This window comes from Campylobacter sp. (assembly GCF_052170435.1).
GTDB lineage: Bacteria > Campylobacterota > Campylobacteria > Campylobacterales > Campylobacteraceae > Campylobacter_A.
In genome coordinates this window covers 28,564-48,828 of the sequence record NZ_JBQNAN010000010.1, presented here as the reverse complement: position 1 = coordinate 48,828, position 20,265 = coordinate 28,564, and the positions used below count along the sequence as shown (strand labels likewise).

General features: G+C 46.4%; 18 protein-coding genes. 3 read left to right on the top strand and 15 right to left on the bottom strand.

Going from position 1 to position 20,265, the window contains the following annotated elements:
* Window positions 1-85 precede the first annotated feature (85 nt).
* From ACTTJF_RS05685 to rpmB, 5 genes are all read right to left on the bottom strand, one after another.
* On the bottom strand, window positions 86-697 hold the full coding sequence (locus ACTTJF_RS05685; RefSeq protein ID WP_442551131.1) for a LysE/ArgO family amino acid transporter: 612 nt from the start codon (window positions 695-697) through the stop codon (window positions 86-88).
* Window positions 698-1,026: 329 nt separating this feature from the next.
* Window positions 1,027-3,120 carry an RNA degradosome polyphosphate kinase gene (locus tag ACTTJF_RS05680; protein WP_442551130.1) on the bottom strand — a complete coding sequence of 698 codons (2,094 nt, stop codon included), beginning with the start codon at window positions 3,118-3,120 and terminating at the stop codon, window positions 1,027-1,029.
* Between the two features lie 388 nt (window positions 3,121-3,508).
* Window positions 3,509-3,733: a YdcH family protein gene (locus tag ACTTJF_RS05675; RefSeq protein ID WP_002946649.1), complete on the bottom strand. Its 225-nt coding sequence runs from the start codon at window positions 3,731-3,733 to the stop codon at window positions 3,509-3,511.
* A gap of 222 nt (window positions 3,734-3,955) precedes the next feature.
* On the bottom strand, window positions 3,956-5,080 hold the full coding sequence (locus ACTTJF_RS05670) for a potassium channel family protein (protein WP_442551129.1): 1,125 nt from the start codon (window positions 5,078-5,080) through the stop codon (window positions 3,956-3,958).
* A gap of 27 nt (window positions 5,081-5,107) precedes the next feature.
* A complete protein-coding gene (gene rpmB / locus ACTTJF_RS05665; RefSeq protein ID WP_002945979.1) occupies window positions 5,108-5,299 on the bottom strand; it encodes a 50S ribosomal protein L28 in 192 nt (63 codons plus the stop codon).
* A 213-nt stretch (window positions 5,300-5,512) separates the two neighbouring features.
* On the opposite strand from rpmB, the gene ACTTJF_RS05660 reads away from it, so the two are divergent.
* The 3 genes from ACTTJF_RS05660 to ACTTJF_RS05650 are packed head-to-tail and all read left to right on the top strand — an operon-like array spanning window position 5,513 to window position 8,471.
* A complete protein-coding gene (locus ACTTJF_RS05660) occupies window positions 5,513-6,877 on the top strand; it encodes an STAS domain-containing protein (RefSeq protein WP_442551128.1) in 1,365 nt (454 codons plus the stop codon).
* 11 nt (window positions 6,878-6,888) lie between these two features.
* A complete protein-coding gene (gene rpe, locus ACTTJF_RS05655; RefSeq protein WP_442551127.1) occupies window positions 6,889-7,536 on the top strand; it encodes a ribulose-phosphate 3-epimerase in 648 nt (215 codons plus the stop codon).
* The gene (locus tag ACTTJF_RS05650; protein ID WP_442551126.1) at window positions 7,533-8,471 is read left to right on the top strand and encodes a 3'-5' exonuclease; all 939 of its coding nucleotides are present in this window, start codon (window positions 7,533-7,535) and stop codon (window positions 8,469-8,471) included. Before rpe ends, ACTTJF_RS05650 begins: the two co-directional genes overlap by 4 nt.
* A 96-nt stretch (window positions 8,472-8,567) precedes the next feature.
* On the opposite strand, the gene ACTTJF_RS05645 is transcribed toward ACTTJF_RS05650, so the two are convergent.
* The 10 genes from ACTTJF_RS05645 to ACTTJF_RS05600 form a co-directional block, all read right to left on the bottom strand.
* Window positions 8,568-10,052, bottom strand: coding sequence for a sulfatase-like hydrolase/transferase (locus ACTTJF_RS05645; RefSeq protein ID WP_442551125.1), 1,485 nt, complete (start codon window positions 10,050-10,052; stop codon window positions 8,568-8,570).
* Window positions 10,053-10,246: 194 nt separating this feature from the next.
* Window positions 10,247-10,783: a serine O-acetyltransferase gene (cysE, locus tag ACTTJF_RS05640; protein ID WP_442551149.1), complete on the bottom strand. Its 537-nt coding sequence runs from the start codon at window positions 10,781-10,783 to the stop codon at window positions 10,247-10,249.
* A gap of 10 nt (window positions 10,784-10,793) precedes the next feature.
* On the bottom strand, window positions 10,794-11,705 hold the full coding sequence (gene cysK, locus ACTTJF_RS05635; protein ID WP_442551124.1) for a cysteine synthase A: 912 nt from the start codon (window positions 11,703-11,705) through the stop codon (window positions 10,794-10,796).
* 101 nt (window positions 11,706-11,806) lie between these two features.
* Window positions 11,807-12,700, bottom strand: coding sequence for a Gfo/Idh/MocA family oxidoreductase (locus ACTTJF_RS05630; protein WP_442551123.1), 894 nt, complete (start codon window positions 12,698-12,700; stop codon window positions 11,807-11,809).
* A complete protein-coding gene (locus ACTTJF_RS05625; RefSeq protein ID WP_442551122.1) occupies window positions 12,693-13,778 on the bottom strand; it encodes a DegT/DnrJ/EryC1/StrS family aminotransferase in 1,086 nt (361 codons plus the stop codon). The genes ACTTJF_RS05630 and ACTTJF_RS05625 overlap by 8 nt, the downstream gene beginning before the upstream one ends.
* 8 nt (window positions 13,779-13,786) lie before the next feature.
* Complete coding sequence (locus ACTTJF_RS05620; RefSeq protein WP_442551121.1) at window positions 13,787-14,455, bottom strand: 3-methyladenine DNA glycosylase; 669 nt, start codon at window positions 14,453-14,455, stop codon at window positions 13,787-13,789.
* 137 nt (window positions 14,456-14,592) lie between these two features.
* Window positions 14,593-15,408 carry a TIGR00282 family metallophosphoesterase gene (locus ACTTJF_RS05615; protein WP_442551120.1) on the bottom strand — a complete coding sequence of 272 codons (816 nt, stop codon included), beginning with the start codon at window positions 15,406-15,408 and terminating at the stop codon, window positions 14,593-14,595.
* On the bottom strand, window positions 15,408-16,169 hold the full coding sequence (locus tag ACTTJF_RS05610) for an ATP-binding protein (RefSeq protein ID WP_442551119.1): 762 nt from the start codon (window positions 16,167-16,169) through the stop codon (window positions 15,408-15,410). Before ACTTJF_RS05610 ends, ACTTJF_RS05615 begins: the two co-directional genes overlap by 1 nt.
* Window positions 16,166-19,123: a transcription-repair coupling factor gene (mfd, locus tag ACTTJF_RS05605; protein ID WP_442551118.1), complete on the bottom strand. Its 2,958-nt coding sequence runs from the start codon at window positions 19,121-19,123 to the stop codon at window positions 16,166-16,168. The genes ACTTJF_RS05610 and mfd overlap by 4 nt, the downstream gene beginning before the upstream one ends.
* Complete coding sequence (locus ACTTJF_RS05600) at window positions 19,113-20,264, bottom strand: bifunctional folylpolyglutamate synthase/dihydrofolate synthase (RefSeq protein WP_442551117.1); 1,152 nt, start codon at window positions 20,262-20,264, stop codon at window positions 19,113-19,115. The genes mfd and ACTTJF_RS05600 overlap by 11 nt, the downstream gene beginning before the upstream one ends.
* Window position 20,265: the final 1 nt, after the last annotated feature.

The window sequence follows — 20,265 nt, the reverse complement described above, 5'->3', positions numbered from 1 at the left end:
GTAGTTTTTGATCCGCTTCGGTGCGCGTTAAAGCTGCCGTTTCAAAAATAAATATAGACACAGTCGTCGTCAAATTTGAGCGCTATCACTCACCTATCACTAGCATCACGCCAAGCGCTATCATCGTTACGCCGACGAGAAATTCCAAAATTTTCCATGCGGCGGGCTTTTGAAACAACGGCGCTAAAAATCTAGCTCCGTACCCAAGCAAAAAGAAAAACGCAAACGACGCGCACATTGCGCCCATACCAAAGAGCCCCGCACTCTCGCCAAATTTCGTAGAAACCGAGCCCAAAAGTACGACCGTGTCAAGATAAACGTGCGGATTTAGCCACGTAAAAGCTAGCGTTAGAAGCGCCGTTTTAGCCGCACTGTGTGCCTCCTCACCGCCCTCTGTTAGCGCATGCGAGGCGCTAAACGCGCTATAAAGGCTACGAATTCCGTAAATGCTCAAAAATACAAATCCGCCCCAAAGTGTGGCCGTTTTGATGATGGGATAGCGCTCAACCACGTAGCCAAACCCTAATACGCCCGCAAAGATCAGCGCGGCGTCGCTAAGCGCGCAGATAGCGCAAACGAGAAAAACATGCTGTTTTTTGGTACCTTGTTTTAGCACGAAGGCATTTTGCGCTCCGATGGCAAGGATCAGCGAGAGTCCGAGCGAAAACCCCGAGAAAAAGGTATTGAAAGAAATCATTTTATCACTTATATTTTGTTTTTAAATTTTGACCGACATGCTTACGATAAAAGCTCGGCGAAGTAAAATTCGCAACATGCGGAGATTTCTGTAAATTTGTGAGTCAAATTTTAGCAACATCAAGGTGCGGGTCTCGGCGAGTAAAATTTGAAGTCGAAATTTGCGAATTTGACTTCAAATTTGATCGTAAAGCGATAAGGTGAAGTATCGCGAGATGATTTTTCGAGTTTTGAAGCAAAATTGAGCGTGCGCTAGGCATATAGCCTACGGAGCGAAATTTTGCAAAATCTCGGAAAAGCGCTCGCGAGACAAGCCTTCCCAAAAGCCGCTTAACTTTCTTTCAAAAGTTTCGCCACCATCTGCTCGCTCTTCCCCTTATCGCTATCCTTTTTCGTCGCCTTATATATCCCGCTCACGTACTCCTCGAGCACCTCTTGCGAGTTTATGCGCGCGTCGCCCTCTTTTGGCGCTACTTTGGCGTATTCGCCGCTGTTTTGCAGCTCAAAGGCTAGCTCGTTATCGCTAAGCTGCAAGCGCAAAAACTCGAGTAAACGCTCTTGCAAATTTTTATCGATTATCGGCGTCATAAGCTCTAGGCGGCGCTCGAGATTTCGCGGCATCCAGTCGGCGGATGCGATGTAAATTTGAGGATCGGCGTGCCTAAAATAAAATATCCTTGCATGCTCAAGGTATTTGCCGATGAGCGATCTCACGCGGATATTTTCGCTGAGGCCTTTCACGCCCGGGCGCACGCAGCAGATGCCGCGAACGATGAGATCGATCTTTACGCCGGCACTACTTGCCTTTACCAGCGCGTCTATGATATCGCTATCAACCAGCGCGTTCATCTTGGCCACGATCCTGCCCTGCTCGCCGTGCGCGGTTTCGGTCTTTATCATCTCTAGCACGCGCTCTTTTATCTGCATCGGCGACATAGAAAGCGTCTGCAAACGGCGGTTTTTAGAAAAGCCAGAAAGTATGTGAAAAAAAGTCGTCGTATCGCTGGCAAACTCCGCCCTGCTCGTAAAATAGCTCACGTCGGTGTAAATTTTCGCCGAGCCGCCGTTGTAGTTGCCGGTGGATAGATGCATGTAAAATTTGAGCTTGCCGCCCTCTTGACGTATGACTTGGCTCACTTTTGCGTGCACCTTAAAGCCCGTGATACCGTATATCACGTGCGCGCCGGCGTCCTCTAGAGCCTTTGCCCAGTGCAGGTTGTTTTCCTCGTCAAACCTCGCCTTTAGCTCGACCATCACGGTTACCTGCTTGCCGTCGTTTGCGGCGTCGATGAGAGCCTGGATGATAGGCGAGTTTTTATCGACGCGGTAGAGCGTCATGCGGATCGAAATCACGCGCGGATCTTTGCTAGCCTCCTTGATAAACTGCACGACGGGATCAAAGCTCTCGTAGGGATGCACGACTAGCACGTCTTCTTTATCGATGACGTCAAACATCGAGAGATGAGTGCTAAAAGGCGGCAATGTCTTTGGCGCGTACGGCGGCAGGCAAAGGTGCGAGAATTCTTTATTTCCCACGATTTGCCATAGCGAATTTAGTGTGAGCGGGACGGTGTACTCGTAGATGTCTTTGTAAAAGATCTTCATGTGCGAGTTTAGAAACTCTACTATCTCGGCGTCGGCATCCTTTTGTATCTGCATGCGCACAAAGGCGCCCTTTCGGCGTAGCTTTAGCCCCTGCTCGAGGATCATCATGAAATCATCCGCCTCTTCCTCCTCGATGACGATGTCGGCGTTTCTCGTGACTCTAAATGCCGCCGAGCTAAGTAGCTTGTAACCAGGAAAAATCTCCTCCGCGTGGCGGTGTACGATCGTTTCTATGGGCACGTAGACGTTGTCGGCCGCTTGATAGAATCTCGGCAAAACGCGCGAGATACGTATCATGCCAAATTTCACTATCTCGGGGCTATCCGCGTCTGCAAGCTTGACGGCTAGGCTAAAGCTAAGGTTGTTTAGATGAGGATACGGATGCGTGGCGTCAACCGCGATAGGCACGATGACGGGCAGGATGTTTGAGAAAAAATACTCGTCGCATTTGGCGCGAAGCTCGGGCGAAATTTCGTCGTAATTTTTCATAAAAAGCCCGTTTTGCGCGAGCTCTTTTAGCGCGTCTTTATAGTGTTTTTCCACGAGCGCGAGTTCGTCTTTGATGTATTTTCTGATCTCTCTTAACTGCTCGAGCGGACTCATGCCGTCGCTACCGCTAGCTGCGACTCCAGCGGCAAAAAGCTGCTTTAGCCCCGCGATACGGATCATGTAAAATTCATCCAAATTCGTCATATAAATCGCGATAAATTTTAGCTTTTCAAGCGGCGGTAACGCCTTTTCGCACTGGGCTAAAACGCGCGAGTTAAAGCGCAACCAGCTAAGCTCGCGGTTGATAAAAACGCTCTTTGTCTCATCCATTTTCCATCCTTTTTAAACTTTTATAAATTTTAGCGAATTTTCTCTTAAATCACGGCCTTTCCGAAAAGCCGTAAGTTTGTGTTATAATAAACGAAAAACAAATTAAGCTTCGGCAAAAATAGGCAAGGAAATAAGATGGATTATATTTGGGCGGTTATTATTTTGTGCGTCGGGATGGCGGTTTTTTGGGTACTCAAAAAGATTTCGATGTAGCCGCGTTGTAAATTTGAAAATAAATTTATATTTTGACGTCAAATTTGGTATTTTTGGAGCGATTTTACATCCTTGTTTTGAATTAAATTCGGCGCGATTTGCAGCTAATCAAAGATAAAAATTTGAGAGAATTTGAGACAGAAAACGGCGGCGCAAATCGTCCGCCGCTATTAAATCAAAGATTATTTTCTTTTTTATACTCGGCTAAAAAGGCGTAAATTTCGTCTTTTAGTCTGAGTTTTTCGCGTTTTAGAGCATCCACTTCGGCATCGTTATAGACGTTGCCTTTTTGCATCTCGGCGATCTTTTCGTCTAGGTCGTTGTGTTTGTCGAAAAGCGACGTAAATCTCGCATTCGTGCCTTTTAGCTTGGTTATAAGCTCTCTGTCTTCATGAAACATATTTGCTCCTTTGGTGGATTAAATTTTAATTTAATTTTAGCGAATATTATTTTAAGAGCGGGTTAAAAACGCGCCGTATCTGGGCGATTTGGCAAATTTTACCTAGCCTACGCCAAGCTTAAATTTGTCAAATTTTATTGCGCCGACAATTGTTTTTGGGTCAAATTTGAAGTGATTGCTTGATACAAATTTAAGCCGAACAAGTCGCACGAAAGCCCAAATTTAAACGTATTTTAGCTCTTCTGGCTTATGCCTACTTTTTATGACGCGCTTAGTTAGGCGTATCGACTCGCCGGTACCGATAACTAGCAGCTTCGTGCCAGTGCCGATTAGCGTGTCGCCCTTTGGCATCGGGATAAATTTGTTATTTACGTCTTTGATACCCACGACGTCGGCGTTTGTTATGTTTCGCAGATTAGTTTCTTTTAGACGTTTAAAGCGCACCCACGAATAATCCGGCACCGAAATCTCCTCGATGTCGATCGGCGAGTCTTGCTTATACAAAAACTGCTCGAGCAAATTTTCCATATCCGGACGCACGCTCATCGCGCTAAGGCGCTGGGCGACGAGTTTTGACGGGCTCACGACGCTGTTTGCGCCGAGCTTTTTTAACCGCTCGGTATCGTCTTGGCTATCGGAGTTTGTCATTATAAAATACGGCTTTTTGCGCCCGATCTCTTTTTCATATAGCCTCACGGTGGCGATAAGGGCGATGTTGTCGGCGATGTTTGGACTTAACGTGATCATGCCTTTTGCGCTTGAAAAATGCGTCTTTAAAAGCGCCGTTTGCGTGTGCGGCTGAGAGACGATATAGTATGGATATTTGTATTTTTCAGCGATCTCAGGCAGATCCTCGCGCGGATCGATGACGATAAATGGGATATGATTTTCCCTAAATTCGCGGCTTAATTCCATTGTATATTGGTTGTGATAGCAGATGACAAAGTGGTTTTTTAGTCTTGCGATCTTGTATAGCATTCGTCTTTCCTTTATGATTGCTACGAGCGCGCCTTTTTTTAAAACTTCGAGCATCAAACCCGTAGAAAACGTAAAAACGGCAAAGCCTAGCAAAATAAAAGTGATAGTAAAAATCCGGCCGGCCGGAGAAATAGGAGCAACCTCGGTAAATCCGACGGTCGTAAAAGTCATACCGGCCTGATAAATCGCGTCTATCAGGCTAAAACCATCGATCGTGACGTAGCCCATAGCGCCGATCATCATCATCAAAACGACTAGGATGAGCGGTAAGCGAAACGGGCGAAGTTGTTCGTAAAGTTCGGTATTGAGGTTGATTTGAGGCTTGGCAGAACTTGACCAGTTGAGGAATTTTAAAATCTTTTTAAACAAAGACAACTCCTCAAATTTGTGGTAAATTTATCGTGACTGTTTTCTCATCGTTCTTAGCGTAGAAGCAGCTACTTTGATCTTCCTAGTAGTGCCGTCCTCTAGCGTAACGCGGATGGTTCTTAGGTTTGGCAAAAACCTTCTTTTCGTTCTGTTTTTGGCGTGGCTGACGTTGTTGCCTACCATCGGGCCTTTGCCTGTTATTGCGCATACTCTTGACATATTTGTTTCCTTAAAAATAAAAATTTCTGCTGATTTTATCTAAAAGAAACAAAATAAAAGCTTAAAGCTACTTTTACAAAAGCGTTAGTTTTTAAACTGATTTTATGGATAAAAAAGCTAAAATATCATAACTTAAACGCGGTTAAATTTTAAAAATTTACTAGTCGATTTTTAGCAAAATTTAAAATTTTAGGAAAGCTTTTATCCCCATTTATGAGACTGAGATTTAAAGATAACGTTGCGATATTTTACCCTCTTGGCTTTCTAGACGGGGATATCGACAAATACGGCATTGGCGATGCGAGTATGAGACAATTGCGCCAAAATGCGCCGCGCCATATCCTAATATCCCTAAAAAATGCCGTTTATTTCAATAAAGTAGGCTTTAATCTCGTCCTAGAAATCGTCTCAAGGCTAGCAAAAGAAAGCAACGCCGACGTAGGCTTTTGCGACTACAACGAGCTTAAATTTAAAGCGCTAAAAAGGATGTCAAAAGACGTTTTAAACGTATCGTTTTTTGAGACTTCAAACGTCGCGCTCCTATTTTGGGGTACTTTTGAGCCGGAATTTGCAAACAGACGCATTATAGTATTTAACTCGGACGCCGAGCAAAAACGCCAGATCGCACTGAGGCTTTCAGGCCGCGGGTATAAGCCCGTGATTGCAAAAGATATCAACGAATTTAAGAGCACCTACAAAGATTTTGAATACGCCGTTCATCTAACCGACATAAAATCAAGCAAAAAAGATATCAAAATCACGCTCAAAGAAAACGTCGTGATCTACGGCATAGACGGCTTTATCGACTCCTCTTTCTCGGAAAATTTCGACTATAAAGTTTTTCTAAATTCGCTCAAAGTAGGCTTTAAATTTTTCGTTTTTGACATGGGCAAATCAAGCTCTATCAACATCCACGGCGTATCGTTTTTAGCCAAACTAGCGATGGAGTGCGCCGAATACGGAGCCACGATAGCGCTGTGCGGACTAAAAAAAGAAAGCATGTCAAAAGCGCTAATTTACGATTTGGAAGACTGCGGAATCTTGCTTTACCGTTCGGTTGAGGACTTTTTTAACGACGACGCGACGATAGAAGGCGGCGGCGCAACAGCCGAGGATAGGCCAAAAAATATCACTAAAGATCTCATAGACGTCCTGCCAAACGTGCTAAAAGTCATCATGGATACGCTGGCGTCTTTATCAAATTTACCAGTTACCCGCACCACTACGGATATAGCAAATTTTAGCTGCGACGAGGAGAAATTTTGCATGGGCTCGGTAGCGTTTTACGGCGATATGAATGCCAAATTTATCCTCTGCATCGAAAAATACGCCGTTCATAGGATCTGCAAAATTTTACTCCAAGAAAGTAGCGGCGTAAGCATGACCGAGGCCTACGCAGACCTACTTAGCGTCATCTCCGACCGCATCGAGGCGTGGCTAAAAACCCAAAAGATAGAGGCAAATTTTACCTTGCCGCACGTTTTTGAAACCATCATAGACGAAGATAAAAAAAACAAAGGCGTCCTGGTGCGACTCGATATAGACGGTATGGACGCGATATTTTTTCTAAGCAAATAAAGGACAATCAAATGTACGTAGCACCGAGTATTTTATCGGCTGATTTTGGAAATTTAAAAGCCGAGATCGAGGCCATCTGCGAAGCCGGAGCCGATCTCGTGCATGTCGACGTGATGGACGGGCATTTCGTGCCGAATTTAACCATCGGCCCGGTGGTCGTAAATGCAGTCGCCAAGGCAGCCACAAAGCCGCTAGATATACACCTGATGGTTCAAAATAATACCTTTTTCGCCGATCTTTTTTTGCCTCTGAAGCCTAAATTTTTAAGCTTTCACATCGAGGAGGAAAAGCATCCGCTACGCCTCATAGATCACATCCGCAGCCACGGCGTAGGGCCTGCCATCGTGCTAAACCCACACACGCCGGTCACAGCGATCGAGCACATCGTAAACGAGGTCGATATGGTGCTGCTAATGAGCGTAAATCCGGGGTTCGGCGGTCAAAAATTTATCCCTTCGGTGCTTGAAAAAGCCCGCAATTTGCGCGAAATGATCGAGCGCAAAAACGCAAAATGCATGATCGAAGTAGACGGCGGCGTGACGGGACTAAACGTCGCGCAGCTAGATGAAGCCGGCGTGGATATCGTCGTGGCGGGCAGCTATATATTTTCGTCAAATTCATACGAGCACTCTATCCGCTCGCTAAAGCTCGAGTTTTGAACCGAGATTTTGAAAATTTACTAGCCGTCATCGCAAAGCGAAACGTGCCCTACGCCGACTTCGTCGCCGCAACAAAGCAAATGGACGAATACTCCGAGCTTTTTGATGTTCGCGACGTGCAGATGTGGCGCGCGCTGGGGCTTGATATAACCCGCACCGCAAAAAACCAAATCGAGCTCAAAACTCGCCGCAAGGAGATAAAAGATCAAATTTTTTGCGTCGTAGATATAGAAACTAGCGGCGGCATAAATAGCGGCCAGATCATAGAAATCGGCGCGCTAAAGCTACAAAATGGCGAAATAATCGGCAAATTTGAAACCTTCGTGTACGCACCCTATGTCCCGGAAAATATTAGCGAACTAACTGGAATCACAGCAGAACACCTAAAAAATGCACCCAGCCTAGCCTTCGTCATGGAGCAGTTTAAAGTCTTTTTAGGTCAGAGCGTTTTTGTGGCACACAACGTTCGTTTCGACTACGGCTTTATCAGCGCGACGCTGGAGGCGCTAGGATACGGCGAGCTGCTAAACCGCAGGCTCTGCACGATCGATCTGGCCCGCCGCACCATAGCCTCGCCAAAATACGGCCTAGGCACGCTAAAAGAACTTTTAGGCATCGACAATACCCACCACAGAGCCCTAAGCGACGCTATCGCTGCGGCCGAAATTTTTAAATACTCACTGCAAAAGCTCCCGAGCGAAGTAAAGACGACCGAGGATCTAATAGAGTTTAGCAAATCAGCCAAGACGATGAAACGACTCAAAATCGCAACGAATGAAACCGGCGAGTCGGTCAAATTTGACGATGGCGCGAGCGACGACAAATTTAATAAAGGCTTAGATACGCAAAATTTGAGCGGTACAAATGAGGAGCAAAAACTCAAACACCAACGACAAAAAACCAAAGAGCTAAAACTGCCAATATTTGAGGAGTAAATTTAGCCAAATTTGCTGGAAATTTTAGTTATTCCATCAAATTTAATATAGCAAGTTATACTACCAGAAAATTGAAATTTCGTCAGATTAAATAATTTACTTAACGAAACCTAGTTTTTGAGCTTTCACGGCTTCTTCATATGAAATTTTAGTAAATACCTTGCTAGCATTGTTAAAAAACTCGCTATCCGCCAAAAAAGGAAGACTATCCCTTGCAAGCAAATTTCTACCAAAATTCATTTCGTCCAATATACCCAAATACCCAAGAATGGTAGTAAAAGTATCAAACGAGGTACCCCTTTTTTCTATCGTAAACTCTCCATTTAAGTCATCGTCAAATATAACAAATAAATCTTTTGAACCTTTTAGTTTATCTCCAAAATCACCGCTAGTGTTACTTGAGTAAAAAAGAGGATGATCGTTTTGCACAACGACAATCGTATCTTTGCCATATTTACTGGTGCGTATTTTTTCTATAAAATCACTTACTAGTCTATCGGTGCAGTGTACGGCCCTAAGCATCTGAGCATCGCTTTCACTATAATATAAATCCTCACACGAATTTGGTACAAACCCGTTTGGAGAGTGCGTGGAGAGAGTAATTAGCCCCATCAAAAAAGGCTTTTCCATTTTGCTTAAGCGCTCAAAATCGCCGTAAGCAACACCTAGCATATCATCATCCTGCACACCCCACTCGTTTAGCCGCGCGGCACTATTTTGCTCCAAAATTTGTTCTTTGCCTTTCATTTCATCATATCTGCGCTGCTTTAAAAAACCATCTGTTCCTTGAAACGCCAAACTTGCACCCTTTAGGAAGTATGCGTAATAGCCGATAGATTTTAAAATTTCACTTGCACAAGTTATATTTGTACTGAAATTTTTAGAATTCAGCTCATCACTAGGCACAAAAGTATAGTTTGCTGCACAATGCGCTCCAAAAAAACCTTTAATTGTAAATTCAGTATCACGCACTTGTGTGATATTTGTAAAATCCATTCGATTTTTTAGAGCATTTAGCCTCGGCGTAAGGCCTGGAAACAGCTGTTCATCTGTATAAGCTCGGTCAAAACTTTCTAAAAAAATATAAACGATATTTTTTCTTTTGGTAGGCTCGCGCGGAGCCGGAACGGCGAGATACGGATAAATTTGCTTTTTTATGTCGTCTACTCGCGGGTTTAATTGCGAATAAAACTCGTATGCGTAAATGCAAAAAGGATTTAACAAAAATGCCGTCACAATCCAAGGTATAAATAAAAAACTAAATTTTGAAATGCGGTCAATTTTAATCATACGAATACTAATAATAATACAAAACAATAAAATAGCAAAACATATTGCGCTCAAAATCAATATTTCACGCGCAAAACTTGTGAAAGGCGCACCCTTTATGGATGTATTAAAAAATGAGACAACAAAAAGTCCGAAATGTTTGCCAAAAATAAAAAATAGCAAAAGGTCAAAAACGAGTGTTGCGATGTAGATAAACGAAAGTGCGCCGACGATTATTTTTAAGCTTTTGCGAGGTAAAAATGCGGCAAAAAGCAGCGAAGCGATAAAAAATAAAACAGAGATAAACGTCAAAATAAGCTCCTTATCTAGCAAAAAATTAATTTTAATCAAAGCGTGCTAAAAATTTTATAAAAAGCTTAATATTTTAAATAGTGAATTTTATAATTTTTGCTTTGAGCGACAAATTTTTAAAGAAATTTTAAAAATTTAAGGTCTTACTGAGAATATTTATAGGAAAAATTTAAGTAGGTCGGCGCAAATTTAACCTACTCGCCGACTCGTTCGCCGTTTATTCGCACGATCCTAGCAGGGATTCCTACGACCGTGGCGTTATCGGGCACGTCTTTTAGCACGACTGAGTTCGCTCCTATTTTGGCGTTTTCGCCGATTAGGATGTTTCCTAGCACCTTTGCGCCGGCTGCTATCGTGACGCCGTTTTTTACGGTCGGGTGGCGCTTGCAGCACTCTTTACCCGTGCCGCCTAGAGTTACTTGATGATAGATCAGCACGTCATCTCCCACCTCGGCCGTCTCGCCGATAACCACACCCATGCCGTGATCGATAAAAAGCCGCCTGCCGATCTTGGCGCCCGGATGTATTTCGATGCCCGTTAAAAAGCGCGACATCTGCGAAACGAAGCGCGCCGTAAATCGCCAATTTTTAACATGCAAAAAGTGCGCGAATCTATGAAAAAAGACGGCATGGATGCCCGGAGTATTGACGAGGATCGCCCCGTAGCAGCACGAGGCTACCGACGGGTCCTTCTCACGCACGGTCGCGACCAGCTCGTTTAGCTCAGCTATCAGTCCCAAATCACGCCTCGTAAAGCGGAGTACTAAGATATCTCTCGCCGTTATCAGGAGCTATGAAAAGCACCTTTTTGCCCTTACCTAGCCTCTTTGCGACCTTCACCGCAGCCGCCAGAGCCGCACCGCCCGAGATACCTAGCAAGATACCCTCTTCTTTAGCCAACTTTCTAGCCGTCTCAAAGGCTTCGTCGTTATCCACACGCTCTATCTCGTCGATGCAAGCGGTATCAAGCGTAGCCGGGATAAAACCCGCTCCTATGCCTTGGATCTTGTGCGGGCCTGGTTTTTCGCCCGAGATCACGGCGGAGTCGTTTGGCTCTACGGCGACGATCTTAGTCTTATAGCCGTTTGCTTTTAGAGCTCTTGCGGTGCCGCTTAGCGTGCCGCCCGTGCCTACGCCCGCTATAAACGCGTCAAGCTCCCCAAAGTCATCCATGATCTCTTTTGCCGTCGTTAGCTCGTGAGCCTGCGGGTTAAATTTATTTTCAAACTGACTTAGCATCACGTAGCCTTTTTCGCGCACGAGCTCGTTTGCTTTTTCGATCGCGCCCTTCATGCCTTTTGCGCCCTCGGTTAGCACTAGCTCCGCTCCGTAGGCCTTTTGCAGTTTGCGTCTTTCTATACTCATGGTTTCAGGCATCACTAGTACAACCTTATATCCTAGCGCCGCGCCGACCATAGCCGCGCCTATGCCGGTGTTGCCGCTAGTTGGCTCCACGATGACGTCGCCTTTTTTTAGCATGCCCTCTTTTTGCATACCGAGGATCATATTTGCGGCGATTCTATCTTTTACCGAGCCGCCCGGGTTAAAAAACTCAAGCTTTGCGTAGATTTCAGCCATGCCCTCTTCGTGCACGCTGTTTATCCTTACGATCGGCGTTTTACCGATGGTTTGAACGATGTTTTCATATATCATTTAGACTCCTTTTGAAAAAATCGTGTAATAATAACTTCTTTTTCCATAAATATAAATAAAATATAAAAAAATAAATTTTCTTTTATATTTCAGCCAAAAATTTAGCTCGCATTCTCTATGATTTTTAGCGTTTTTAGGCTGTCTTCTATGCTGGCCCCCGCGCTTTGCTCGCCGCTTAAAAGACGCACAAAGTCCTCTAGCTCGCTTGTTAGCGGATCAGTTCTTTTGACGAATATATTTTGCGTTTTATACGAGCTTGCGTCAAATTCGCTAAATTTAACCAGGCTTTGATTTAGCAAATCAGCCTCGTAAACCGCCCCTTTGCACGCGACATCGACCGTTCTTTTGCGTCTGTGAGCTAGCCAGCTAGTAGCTATGAGAGCCGTTATCTCGCCCTCAAGCTCAAACGACAAAACCGCGTTATCTTCAAATTTAGCGTGGATTTTGCGCGAGCATTTTATGTCGGCGCTTTTTATCTCTTTACCGCTTAAAAATCTAATGAGATCGATATCGTGCACGGCTAGATCGGCTAGTATGCCCACATCTGCGATTCGCTGCGGAAAGGGCGCGTTTCTAGTTATTTGCACGCTGTAAATTTCCTCGTTTTCAAGCTCTTTTTTTAGAGCCGCGATCGCCGGGTTAAAGCGCTCGACGTGCCCGACGGCTACCTTTATATCTCGCCGCTTAGCTTCGTCAAGTAAAATTTGAGCGTCTGCGGCATTTGCGCAAACGGGCTTTTCGATGAGCAAATTTAGCCCTTTTCGCATACACTTTAGCGCCGCTTCTTTATGTAGCGAGGTCGGCGTAGCAATGACGGCAGCGTCTAAATTTTCACTCTTCAGCATCTCGTCAAGATCAGCGTAAATTTTTTGCGCGAAATTTTCCTTGCTAAACGGATCGCAAAGCGCGATTATCTGCACGCCCGCGACGTTTTGCAGCGCGCGGTAGTGGTTTTTACCCATGACGCCAAGACCTATGAGCGCAAATTTAAGCATTATTTATAACCTCGATAACATAGTCTTGCTCCTCTTTGGTTACAAACGCAGACATCGGTAGCGCCATTATATCCTGCGCCACCGCTTCGCTCACGGCAAAATCCCCAAGCTTATAGCCAAGATCCTTAAACACCTCTTGTAAATGCAGCGGCACGGGGTAATAAACGCCCGTCGGCACGCCTTTTTGCGCGCAGATTTCTAGCATTTTCGCTCTATCTTTTACGCGGATGCAGTACTGCGCCCACGCCGAGACGTTGCCCTCCGCGACGAAAGGCGTTACGACGCCCTTTAGCTCGCTAGTATACCTCGCCGCGATCTCTTGGCGTTTTGCGATTTCGGCGTCAAGGTATTTTAGCTTGACGTTTAAAATGCCCGCCTGGATGGCGTCGAGTCTGCCGTTTATGCCGACGTATTTGTGGATGTAGCGCTCGGACTGGCCGTGGTTTAGCAGGATGCGTATCTTTTCGTTTAGGGCGTCGTCGTCCGTAAATATCGCTCCGCCGTCGCCGTAGCAGCCAAGCGGCTTAGCCGGGAAAAACGAAGTCGTAGCGATGCGCGAGAGGTTGCAGGATTTTACGCCGTTTTGGCTCGCGCCAAAGCTTTGCGCGGCGTCCTCGATGACGACTAGGCCGTGCTTTTGCGCGATAGCGTTTATCGCCGCCATATCCGCCGCCTGCCCAAAAAGCGACACCGGCACGATAGCCTTAGTCTTGGGCGTGATCTTTGCCTCGATCAAATTTGGATCGATATTATACGTCCTCTCGTAGATATCGACGAACACGGGCTTTGCGCCCAGAAACGCTATCATCTCGGCCGTAGCGATAAAGGTAAAAGGCGTCGTGATAACCTCGTCGCCGGGCTTTATATCAAGCGCCATAAAGGCTAATAGCAGCGCGTCCGTGCCGCTACTGCAAGCTATAGCGTGCTTTGCGCCGCTAAATTTAGCCAGATTTTCCTCTAGCTCGCCGACTTTGCCGCCGATATAGACCGAGCTGTCTAGCACCTCTTTGATCTGCTCGTCGATTTCGTTTTTGTATCTTTGATACTGGGCCTGTAAATTTATAAAATTTATCTTCATCTTCGCTCCTATTTTATGGATTTTAGTATCTCTTCGCCTACTTCGTCAAGCTTTTTGCCGTTAAAGTGCGCCTTACAAAACTCCACTATCTTGCCGTGAAATTTGGCGTAAATTTCATTCATGCCTAGCTCGCGTCCGTATGCTTTACAAATCTGCTCGCTATCTACCACCTCTAGCCACTCGCGAGCTTCTTCGTAGCTTTCAAACTCATACCCAAAAAAGCCCAAAATCCGCAAAGCGTAGCTATCTACGACCATCACCTCGCGCCCGCACGCGTAGCAAAGCACCGCGTCGCAGGTCTCCGCGCCGATGCCTTTGACGCCAAGCAGCCACTCGCGGCTTACGTTTTCTTTGAAATTTTCAAAATCGCCGAATTTTTTAAAAATCGCCTCGCAAAGCGTTTTTAGGCGTTTTGCTTTGGTGTTGTAAAAGCCGCTAGGTTTTATGAGCAAGGCAAGCTCGGCCGCGGGCGTTTTTACGATACTTTCCACGCTCATCAAATTTGCGTTTTTTAAATTGTTTAGCGCTTTATCGGCGTTTTTCCAGTTGGTATTTTGTATCAAAACGGCGCCGACCACGACCTCGAAAGTACCTGCGTTTGGCCACCACAGAGGGCCGTCTGCGTCAGCCTTTACGCCCGCGTTTTTTAGCGCCAAAAAAAGCTGCGTGCTATCCATCGTTTTTCCTTTTTTTTCTTTGTTTATTAGCAAATTTAGCGTGCGGCTCTTGCTCAAATTTATCGTCCAAAACGCCGCCGCGCTTAAATTTGAGTAAAAGCCGTCGCTAGCCTTGCGCGGCTCAAATTTGCGCTCGTTTATGCAAATTTGACCGCTCGCTGCACCAAAGGCTCGCTAACTCCGTCTATCACGCGGATCTTAAAGGCATCCGTGCAGCGCACGCCGTCAAATTCAAACACGACCATTTGAAAGATTCGCCTGCATTTTTCATTTACCTTAAACGAGTGCTTTAGCCCCGTTAAAAAGCTCTTCACGGGCGCTTCAGCGTCCATGCCGATGACGCCGTCAAATGCCCCGCTAAGCCCTACGTCGCTCACGTATGCGGTGCCGCTAACTATTTGCAAATCATCGGTACCAACGTGCGTGTGAGTGCCCGCTATCGCTCCCACTCGCCCGCAAAATAGCCTAAAAAACGCATTTTTCTCGCTCGTGGCCTCGGCGTGAAAGTCTATGAGGATATTTTTGCTCTCGCACTCCTCTAGCGCACGCTCGGCTTCTAAAAAGGCGTTATTCGTATGCGGCAAGCCGTAGTGCCCCATCAAATTTACCACGCTTAGGCTCTTGCTCTCTTTGCTCAAATTTATCGCGCCGCGCCCCGCAGTTCCCGCGAAGTGATTATACGGGCGGATGATAGGTAGGGCGTCCATCAGCGCGACTACGTCTTTTTTATCAAAGCTATGATTGCCGCCCGTGATCGCGTCGATACCGCACTCTAGCAGCTCGTGCGCGTTGGTTGCGGTGAGACCGAAGCCTCCGCTTGCGTTTTCGGCGTTTGCGACGATAAAGTCAAGCTCGAATTCTCGCTTAAATTTGGGCAAATTTTGTATAACCGCGCTTCGTCCAGCGCGTCCGACGATGTCGCCGACAAATCCCACTCTAGTTAAATTTGCCATCAAATTTTATCTTTATAGCTTAGATAAAACTGCCTTGCGGTGCGTCCAGAGCGGCTCGAGCGCAGCTGCGCGTATTGCTTTGCTAGCTCGTGAAGCATAGCTCTGTCGCCTACGAAATCTTTAAAATAAAAATCCACTATCTTTAGATAGTCCGCAAAACTGCCCTGATAAAAGCTAAGCCAAAGCCCGAATCTATCGCTAAGCGCGATCTTTTCCTCGACCGCGTCGCTATAGTGCAGCTCCGTCTCGCCGACCCTTGCGCCCTCGTTGTCGCTTTTTAGCTCGCTGATCAGGTGGCGGCGGTTTGATGTGGCGTAGACTAGCACGTTTTTAGGCGCCTTTTCGATCGAGCCTTCGAGCACGGGTTTTAAAAATTTATAGCTCATATCCCCTGCCTCAAAGCTAAGGTCGTCGCAAAAAATGATAAATTTAAAGCTGCTATCCCTGATCTCGTAAATGATCTCTGGTATCATCTCCAGCTCGTCGTTTTTTAGCTCGATTAGCCGCAAGCCCTCCGGGTAAAATTTAGTAAAAACGGCCTTAACCAGGCTGCTTTTACCGCAGCCTCGCGCGCCCCAGAGTATCGCGTGATTAGCACCCTTGCCCTCTAAAAAATTTCGCGTATTTTCCACGAGCTCTTCTTTTTGTTTTTCGATCCCGACAAGCCCCTCAAGCTGCGTAAAATCAACGTCCGTTACCCCCTTTAAAGCGCCGAATTTGCGCCGATAAATCGCTGCGGCAGTCGTGTTCCAGTCTATCATTTCTCCGCCCGTCCTTTATTTAATTTTCTAAGGTAGATCAATATCTCCTCTATCACGTCATCATCGTCTTTGCTCTTTGATCTTAGTCTGGTTTGTTCGCCGTTTTGCGCGGTTAGCACGATGTTTTGCTCGGCGTTTGAGATAGCTTTAAAGCCCGCTTTTATCGCTAAAATTTTAATTATAATGAGACTTAAAAACTGCTTGGTGTAGATGTCGGGCTTGCCGAATCTATCCTCGATCTCGCCCTCTATCTCGTAAACCTCGGCGACCTCTTTGCACTTGCTGAGCCGTCTATATAGCTCTAGGCGCAATCTATCCTCGCTGATAAACTCCGAGTTTAAAAACGCATTTATGCTAAGTTTCAGATCGATTTTCGCACTCTCAAAGCTCTCTTTATTTAGCAGCTTATTTATCTCTTCTTCTAGCATCTTGATGTAGAGCGAGTAGCCGATCGCCTCGATATGGCCGCTTTGGGCTTCGCCCACCAGGTTACCGCCGCCTCTGATTTCTAGATCGTGATAGGCTAGCACGCTGCCCGAGCCCAAAAACGAATTACTCTCAAGCGCGACTAGGCGTTTTAGCGCGTCCTCGCTTAAGGCGTTTTTGTCTTCGACGAGGAAGTAGCAGTACGCCTGCCTATCGCTCCTGCCGACGCGCCCGCGCAGTTGATGCAGGTCTGCGATACCGAATTTATTCGCGCCCTCGATGATGATGGTGTTTACGTTTGGCAGGTGGATGCCGCTTTCTACGATGCTGGTGCTTAGCAGCACGTCGTATTCGCCGTTTTCAAACCTCATCATCTCCTCTTCGGTCGTTTTAGCGTCGATCTTGGAGTGTAGCGTGAGGATGCGTAAATTTGGCATGATATCCAAAATTTGCTTTTTTGCCTGAGACATAGTGGCGATGTGGTTGTGGATATAAAAAATTTGCCCGCCGCGGCGCAGTTCGCGCATCACAGCCTCTTTTACCGCCTTTTCATCCCACTCGCGCACGCTGGTTCGCACGTCTAGGCGCGAGCTTGGCGGAGTTTGCAATACGGAGTAGCCCTTGACGCTTGAAAGCGCCATATTTAGGCTGCGCGGTATCGGAGTCGCGCTCATAGATAGCACGTGCGAGGCGCTTGAAATCTCTTTTAGTTTTTCTTTTTGCTTGACGCCGAATTTATGCTCTTCGTCGATGATGATGAGGCCTAAATTTGAGGGCTTAACCGACAAAAGCGAGTGCGTACCCACGCAAACGCAAGGCTGCCCCGCCTCCAGCGCCTTAACCGCGGCCGCTTTTTCCTTCGCGCTCGTGAAACGGTCAAGCTTAAAGACGCTAACGTCAAATTTACCCAGCCGCTCTTTTAGGCTTTTAAAATGCTGGGAGCTAAGAAGCGTCGTCGGCACGAAAAATAGCGCCTGAAAGCCCGATTTTACGCACTTAAATATCGCGTTCATCGCAACTTCGGTTTTACCAAATCCCACGTCGCCGCTAAGCAACCTATCCATCACCTTGCCGCTTTTTAGGTCATTTGCGATGTCGCTTGATGCGCGCTCCTGATCTCTCGTGTAGGCAAAGCCCGCGTTTTGCAAGAAATTTAGATACTCCGCATCGTCTTTTTCGATGATTTCGCCGCGGATTAGCTCGCGCTGGGCGGCTAGTGAAATAATCTTTGAGGCGATAACGAAAAGTTTGGCTCTAACTTTTTCTTTTATCTTGGCGAAATTCGCCTTGCCTAGACGGTCTAAAACCGCGATACTACCGCTGCCTGCGACGTATCGATCGATCAAATTTAGATGCTCGACGGGCAAAAGCAGCTTGTCCTCGTTTTGATAAACGATCACGACGAACTCGCGCGTCCTGCCGAGCACCGTTAGCTTTTCAAGCCCCGTAAATTTGCCGATGCCGTACTCCTCGTGCACGACGTAGTCGCCTGCCTTTAGCTCATCGATGACTAGACTCGGTTTTTTGGCGCGCTTTTTCTTTTCAAATTTATTTAGCGAAACGATGATTTCGCTTGGTGAAACCAAATTTAACGCGGCCTCGGTTTGTACGAACTCTACGTTTTTATATTCGCTCAAATTTAATGCGTTAAAAAGCCCTTCGTTACGCGCTAAAACTTTGATTTTTTTATTTTTATTTAGCTCGAAAAAATCGGCGTTTAAAGTTACGCTTAGATCTTTATAAACTTTAGCCGCGGGCAATACGGGCAAATTTGCCACATCGCCCAGATCGCGCTCAAAGCCGTCAAATTTTTTCGTCAAAACCGTTTTAAATTCGCGCGTGTAATCAATAAACCCATCTATCGCCCAAAATCCGAGCGTCTTTAGATCGCTGATTAGCGCGTCGGTCTCGATCTCTTTTATTTTTTCGGAGGTTTTTTCAAATTCAGCCTCGCCTAAAGCAGCGATAAAAGGCGAAATTTCAACGCTTTTTAGCTCGGTTTTGTTTGAAATTTGCGTCTGCGTACTGTAGTGTCTGATACTCTCTATCTCGTCGTCAAAAAGTAAAATGCGGTTTGGCTCCTGCGCACCGACGCAAAAAATGTCTATAATCTCGCCGCGCACGCAAAACTCGCCCTCGCTCTCCACGATATCAACCGCCTCGTAGCCAAAGCGCAGTAGTTTTTCGGCTAGCTCTTTTGGATCGATTTTATCGCCGAAATTTAGAGTAAGCTTTTGTAGGTGTTTTTTGCCCGGAAGTTTGTTTAGAACCGTGCAAACGGGGCTAATGAGGAGCTTTTTGCCCTCAAATTCGTAAAATTTGGCTAGCTCAGAGGATAACTCGAAAAGCTCGGCGCTAAAGCTGCGCAGATCATCGCCCTCGCGCGCTCTAAAATCGGGCAATCTAAAGACCTTAAGCCCGGCAAATTCAGCCGCGCTAAGAGCCGCGATGGCCTCCTTATCGTCCTCGCAGACGAGCAGCTGCGCATCGCCTCCGTTTAAAAAATACTCAAAAACCTCACTTTGCACCGCGGTACCTTTTCAAGAAGGCTTCCACAAGGTAAAACGACCCAAACGCCAGATACTCCTCGTCCGCGCGCACATCCGTAAAGCCCTCAAACTCCATATCAAGCTGTCGCAAAGCCTCTTTCACCTGCGCCGTCGCAAGCTCGCGGCCGGACGTCTCGTACTCGATGATGTAAGTTTTTTTAACGATCGGTTTGATCGCCTTTAGGACGGCTTTTATGTCCTTGTCAGCAAAGGCGTTAAAGATCAAATTTAGCTTTTTGCCCGCAAATCTTTTCACGAGAGCCTGCGCCGCCATCTCGTTGTGCCCGACGTCGATAGTGACGTTTGGCGCGATCTTTTCGCAGCGTCCGCTTAGATCAAGCGCGCCTAAATTTGCTAAATTTAAGCTAAATCCAAGCTCCTTAAACGCCGAAGAACTAAGGGTTAAATTTGAACGCAAAAACTCGGGCAAGCCGAATTCTTGCGCATAAATTTTAATCTCGTTTTTATCCTCGTTGGTCAAATTTTGGGAAGCGAATTTGAGCGTCGCGCCTTTTTTATCAGCGATCCCTCTAGCGATATCGGCGCAAAGCTCGCTCATCTCGTCGTTCATCAAAGCAACGTCCGCCATCGCGTTAAATTTAGTCGTAGCGATCTGCTCTAGCGTGTCGCCCAGTAGCGCCGTGTGGTCAAAGCCGATCGGAGTAAAGAGGCTAAGACGCTTGTCAAATACGTTCGTAGCGTCGAATTCGCCGCCCACGCCAGCCTCGCAAACGAAAAAGTCGAACCCTTCAAAAAGCGGAGCGCAAAGCAGCGTCGCATACTCGAAATACGAAAGCGAGTGCGCGACCTCGGGGGGCAAAATTTTAATTAGCCTCTCGTGAGCCGTCTCGAGCGCATCCGCGCTAGCTACGGCGCCGTTCATCCAAAATCTCTCGCGAAACTCGAAAATATGCGGGCTCGTATAGTGTCCGACGCTATGGCCGCGAGCGAGCATCTGCGCTAAAAATCGCCCCGTGCTACCCTTGCCGTTCGTACCGATAAGATGGATGATTTTTGGTATTTTAAATGTGCCCTGCACGAATTTAAAGGCGTTTGGCATGCGCGCGCGGTTGATTTCCTTATAAAAAAGGGGTTTGTTTTCTAAAAAATTATCTAACATT

Excerpts from the sequence above, each read along its gene's own strand:
- ACTTJF_RS05600 (WP_442551117.1), bottom strand. The coding sequence starts at position 20,264 with ATGTTAGATAATTTTTTAGAAAACAAACCCCTTTTTTATAAGGAAATC.
- rpmB (WP_002945979.1), bottom strand. The coding sequence starts at position 5,299 with ATGTCAAGAGTATGCGCAATAACAGGCAAAGGCCCGATGGTAGGCAAC.
- ACTTJF_RS05610 (WP_442551119.1), bottom strand. The coding sequence starts at position 16,169 with ATGATAGACTGGAACACGACTGCCGCAGCGATTTATCGGCGCAAATTC.
- ACTTJF_RS05685 (WP_442551131.1), bottom strand. The coding sequence starts at position 697 with ATGATTTCTTTCAATACCTTTTTCTCGGGGTTTTCGCTCGGACTCTCG.
- ACTTJF_RS05660 (WP_442551128.1), top strand. The coding sequence starts at position 5,513 with ATGAGACTGAGATTTAAAGATAACGTTGCGATATTTTACCCTCTTGGC.
- ACTTJF_RS05630 (WP_442551123.1), bottom strand. The coding sequence starts at position 12,700 with ATGCTTAAATTTGCGCTCATAGGTCTTGGCGTCATGGGTAAAAACCAC.
- ACTTJF_RS05615 (WP_442551120.1), bottom strand. The coding sequence starts at position 15,408 with ATGGCAAATTTAACTAGAGTGGGATTTGTCGGCGACATCGTCGGACGC.
- cysK (WP_442551124.1), bottom strand. The coding sequence starts at position 11,705 with ATGATATATGAAAACATCGTTCAAACCATCGGTAAAACGCCGATCGTA.
- rpe (WP_442551127.1), top strand. The coding sequence starts at position 6,889 with ATGTACGTAGCACCGAGTATTTTATCGGCTGATTTTGGAAATTTAAAA.
- ACTTJF_RS05620 (WP_442551121.1), bottom strand. The coding sequence starts at position 14,455 with ATGGATAGCACGCAGCTTTTTTTGGCGCTAAAAAACGCGGGCGTAAAG.
- ACTTJF_RS05625 (WP_442551122.1), bottom strand. The coding sequence starts at position 13,778 with ATGAAGATAAATTTTATAAATTTACAGGCCCAGTATCAAAGATACAAA.
- ACTTJF_RS05680 (WP_442551130.1), bottom strand. The coding sequence starts at position 3,120 with ATGGATGAGACAAAGAGCGTTTTTATCAACCGCGAGCTTAGCTGGTTG.
- ACTTJF_RS05675 (WP_002946649.1), bottom strand. The coding sequence starts at position 3,733 with ATGTTTCATGAAGACAGAGAGCTTATAACCAAGCTAAAAGGCACGAAT.